Origin of the sequence: Arthrobacter silvisoli (genome assembly GCF_003369445.1) — a bacterium.
GTDB classification, from domain to species: domain Bacteria; phylum Actinomycetota; class Actinomycetes; order Actinomycetales; family Micrococcaceae; genus Arthrobacter; species Arthrobacter silvisoli.
The window spans coordinates 1-5,155 of the sequence record NZ_QRCU01000009.1; the positions used below are offsets into that span (position 1 = coordinate 1).

Annotated in this window: 2 rRNA genes; both read right to left on the reverse strand. The window is 56.1% G+C overall.

The window, feature by feature from the left end:
• A 23S ribosomal RNA gene (locus DWV11_RS01380) occupies window positions 1-2,832 on the reverse strand; the annotation flags it as partial.
• Between the two features lie 667 nt (window positions 2,833-3,499).
• Window positions 3,500-5,024, reverse strand: a 16S ribosomal RNA gene (locus tag DWV11_RS01390).
• Window positions 5,025-5,155 lie beyond the last annotated feature (131 nt).

The following is a 5,155-nucleotide window of genomic DNA, read 5'->3' on the forward strand; positions in this document are numbered from 1 at the left end:
ACTGTCTCACGACGTTCTAAACCCAGCTCGCGTACCGCTTTAATGGGCGAACAGCCCAACCCTTGGGACCTACTCCAGCCCCAGGATGCGACGAGCCGACATCGAGGTGCCAAACCATGCCGTCGATATGGACTCTTGGGCAAGATCAGCCTGTTATCCCCGAGGTACCTTTTATCCGTTGAGCGACGGCCATTCCACAATGTACCGCCGGATCACTAGTCCCGACTTTCGTCCCTGCTTGAGATGTCTCTCTCACAGTCAAGCTCCCTTGTGCACTTACACTCGACACCTGATTGCCAACCAGGCTGAGGGAACCTTTGGGCGCCTCCGTTACTTTTTAGGAGGCAACCGCCCCAGTTAAACTACCCATCAGGCACTGTCCCTGACCCGGATCACGGGCCGAAGTTAGATGTCCAAAGTGACCAGAGTGGTATTTCAACGATGACTCCACCCGAACTGGCGTCCGGGCTTCACAGTCTCCCACCTATCCTACACAAGCCACTCCGAACACCAATACCAAACTATAGTAAAGGTCTCGGGGTCTTTCCGTCCTGCTGCGCGTAACGAGCATCTTTACTCGTACTGCAATTTCGCCGAGTTTATGGTTGAGACAGCGGGGAAGTCGTTACTCCATTCGTGCAGGTCGGAACTTACCCGACAAGGAATTTCGCTACCTTAGGATGGTTATAGTTACCACCGCCGTTTACTGGGGCTTAAATTCTCAGCTTCGCCCACGAAGGGCTAACCGGTCCTCTTAACCTTCCAGCACCGGGCAGGAGTCAGTCCGTATACATCGTCTTGCGACTTCGCACGGACCTGTGTTTTTAGTAAACAGTCGCTTCCCCCTGGTCTCTGCGGCCCTTGCCCGCTCCACCCAGCAAGTGGGCTTCACGGTCCGGGCCCCCCTTCTCCCGAAGTTACGGGGGCATTTTGCCGAGTTCCTTAACCATAATTCTCTCGATCGCCTTGGTATTCTCTACCTGATCACCTGTGTCGGTTTGGGGTACGGGCAGCTGGAACCTCGCGCCGATGCTTTTCTAGGCAGCATAGGATCACCGGATCCCCCCGAACGGGGGTCCCATCAGATCTCAGGCACATGAACAGCGGATTTGCCTACCGTTCGCCCTACATCCTTAGACCGGGGCAACCATCGCCCGGCCCGGCTACCTTCCTGCGTCACACCTGTTAATACGCTTACCTCCCGGGATCAGGTCCCGCGCTCCACCAAAACCCTTCACCCACAAGGGGTGTCGGGCAGGTTTCGGGCGGTTAGTATCCCCCGCTTGGTATGGGCGGTTCTTCGCCGGTACGGGAATATCAACCCGTTGTCCATCGACTACGCCTGTCGGCCTCGCCTTAGGTCCCGACTTACCCAGGGCAGATTAGCTTGACCCTGGAACCCTTGATCATTCGGCGGACGGGTTTCTCACCCGTCTTTCGCTACTCATGCCTGCATTCTCACTCGTGTAGGCTCCACCACTGGTTCACACCGCAGCTTCACCGCCCACACGACGCTCCCCTACCCATCCACACTCCTGAACCACGAAGGCTAGGAACCTGTGTGAATGCCACAACTTCGGCGGTGTACTTGAGCCCCGCTACATTGTCGGCGCGGAATCACTTGACCAGTGAGCTATTACGCACTCTTTCAAGGGTGGCTGCTTCTAAGCCAACCTCCTGGTTGTCTAAGCAACTCCACATCCTTTCCCACTTAGCACACGCTTAGGGGCCTTAGTTGGTGGTCTGGGCTGTTTCCCTCTCGACTATGAAGCTTATCCCCCACAGTCTCACTGCTGCGCTCTCACTTACCGGCATTCGGAGTTTGGCTGACGTCAGTAACCTTGTAGGGCCCATCGGCCATCCAGTAGCTCTACCTCCGGCAAGAAACACGCAACGCTGCACCTAAATGCATTTCGGGGAGAACCAGCTATCACGGAGTTTGATTGGCCTTTCACCCCTACCCACAGCTCATCCCCTCCATTTTCAACTGAAGTGGGTTCGGTCCTCCACGACGTCTTACCGTCGCTTCAACCTGGCCATGGGTAGATCACTCCGCTTCGGGTCTAGATCACGCCACTACACTCGCCCTGTTCAGACTCGCTTTCGCTACGGCTACCCCCCACGGGTTAACCTCGCGACGTAACACTAACTCGCAGGCTCATTCTTCAAAAGGCACGCCATCACAGGAACAAAGCCCGCTCTGACGGATTGTAAGCACACGGTTTCAGGTACTGTTTCACTCCCCTCCCGGGGTACTTTTCACCTTTCCCTCACGGTACTGGTCCGCTATCGGTCATCAGGAAGTATTTAGGCTTATCAGGTGGTCCTGACAGATTCACACGGGATTTCTCGGGCCCCGTGCTACTTGGGAACACTCACCAGGGCGGCACAACACATTACGGCTACGGGACTCACACCCTCTCCGGCCGGCCTTTCAAAACCGTTCGCCTATGCACGCACACACACCCCGCCGGTCCGGCAGAACCAGCACGCAAATGCCCCACAACCCCGCCCACGCAACGCCCGCCGGCTATCACACATGGGTCGGTTTAGCCTCATCCGCGTTCGCTCGCCACTACTAACGGAATCACTCTTGTTTTCTCTTCCTGCGGGTACTGAGATGTTTCACTTCCCCGCGTTCCCCCCACGCGCCCTATATATTCAGGCACGGGTCACACAATCACCCCGAAGAGCGTTGTGCGGGGTTTCCCCATTCGGACATCCTGGGATCACCGCTCGGTTATCAACTCCCCCAGGCTTATCGCAGATTCCTACGTCCTTCATCGGCTCCTGATGCCAAGGCATCCACCGTGTGCCCTTAAAAACTTGACCACACAGATCAAACTTGACACAAAAATCATTCATCGAAAGAACCAGGCCAAACACACACACCATCCACAAGGAACAGCACGCGCATCCAGGACCAGGTTCAACATCAAAAACAAAATTGCTTTACAAGATGCTCGCGTCCACTATGTAGTTCTCAAACAACAACCCCAATACGCGCATGTCCAGGACCAGGTTCAACATCAAAAACAAAATTGCTTTACAAGATGCTCGCGTCCACTATGTAGTTCTCAAACAACAACCCCAACCCCCACACCCCGCACACACCCAGTGCGCACATCGGCGAAGGCAGGAACACCAGAAACCCCCACACCCCGCACACACCCAGTGCGCACATCGGCGAAGGCAGGAACACCAGAAACCCCAGGGGATCCCGGCAACTCATCGTTGCAGGTCCTGTTGCCTCAGGACCCAACAGTGCACCAAACACAACCACCACACCCGGCACCCCGGACACTTTCCCCGCAACCCCGAAGGATTGCCGTACTCGCACCAGGACACCAACCAGGCAGCCATGCCAAAACCAGTTTGATTCGTTGATATTCCACCCATGAGCACCCACCGCAGAACAGACGCCTGCGCAATGGGCTTTACTCCTGACCGGCACCACAGCAGCCATACAGCCACCAGGCAACCGGCAGTTGCTCCTTAGAAAGGAGGTGATCCAGCCGCACCTTCCGGTACGGCTACCTTGTTACGACTTAGTCCCAATCGCCGGTCCCACCTTCGACGGCTCCCCCCCTTACGGGTTAGGCCACCGGCTTCGGGTGTTACCAACTTTCGTGACTTGACGGGCGGTGTGTACAAGGCCCGGGAACGTATTCACCGCAGCGTTGCTGATCTGCGATTACTAGCGACTCCGACTTCATGGGGTCGAGTTGCAGACCCCAATCCGAACTGAGACCGGCTTTTTGGGATTAGCTCCACCTCACAGTATCGCAACCCATTGTACCGGCCATTGTAGCATGCGTGAAGCCCAAGACATAAGGGGCATGATGATTTGACGTCGTCCCCACCTTCCTCCGAGTTGACCCCGGCAGTCTCCCATGAGTCCCCACCATCACGTGCTGGCAACATGGAACGAGGGTTGCGCTCGTTGCGGGACTTAACCCAACATCTCACGACACGAGCTGACGACAACCATGCACCACCTGTGAACCAGCCCCGAAGGGAAACCACATTTCTGCAGCGGTCCGGTCCATGTCAAGCCTTGGTAAGGTTCTTCGCGTTGCATCGAATTAATCCGCATGCTCCGCCGCTTGTGCGGGCCCCCGTCAATTCCTTTGAGTTTTAGCCTTGCGGCCGTACTCCCCAGGCGGGGCACTTAATGCGTTAGCTACGGCGCGGAAAACGTGGAATGTCCCCCACACCTAGTGCCCAACGTTTACGGCATGGACTACCAGGGTATCTAATCCTGTTCGCTCCCCATGCTTTCGCTCCTCAGCGTCAGTTAATGCCCAGAGACCTGCCTTCGCCATCGGTGTTCCTCCTGATATCTGCGCATTTCACCGCTACACCAGGAATTCCAGTCTCCCCTACATCACTCTAGTCTGCCCGTACCCACTGCAGAACCGGAGTTGAGCCCCGGTCTTTCACAGCAGACGCGACAAACCGCCTACGAGCTCTTTACGCCCAATAATTCCGGATAACGCTTGCGCCCTACGTATTACCGCGGCTGCTGGCACGTAGTTAGCCGGCGCTTCTTCTGCAGGTACCGTCACCTCACGGCTTCTTCCCTACTGAAAGAGGTTTACAACCCGAAGGCCGTCATCCCTCACGCGGCGTCGCTGCATCAGGCTTCCGCCCATTGTGCAATATTCCCCACTGCTGCCTCCCGTAGGAGTCTGGGCCGTGTCTCAGTCCCAGTGTGGCCGGTCACCCTCTCAGGCCGGCTACCCGTCATCGCCTTGGTAGGCCATTACCCCACCAACAAGCTGATAGGCCGCGAGTCCATCCAAAACCACAAAAGCTTTCCACCCCCCACCATGCGGTGAAAGGTCATATCCGGTATTAGACCCAGTTTCCCAGGCTTATCCCAGAGTCAAGGGCAGGTTACTCACGTGTTACTCACCCGTTCGCCACTAATCCACACCGCAAGCGGTGCATCATCGTTCGACTTGCATGTGTTAAGCACGCCGCCAGCGTTCATCCTGAGCCAGGATCAAACTCTCCGTCAAAAAAACAGACACAACCACACCCGGTGGAAATAACACCAGACCATGGCTGCACAAAATCTGAAACCAGCTGTAAAAACCAGACCACACCACGGGGTGATGCAGCCCGGCAAATCCAACCAATTCAATAAAAA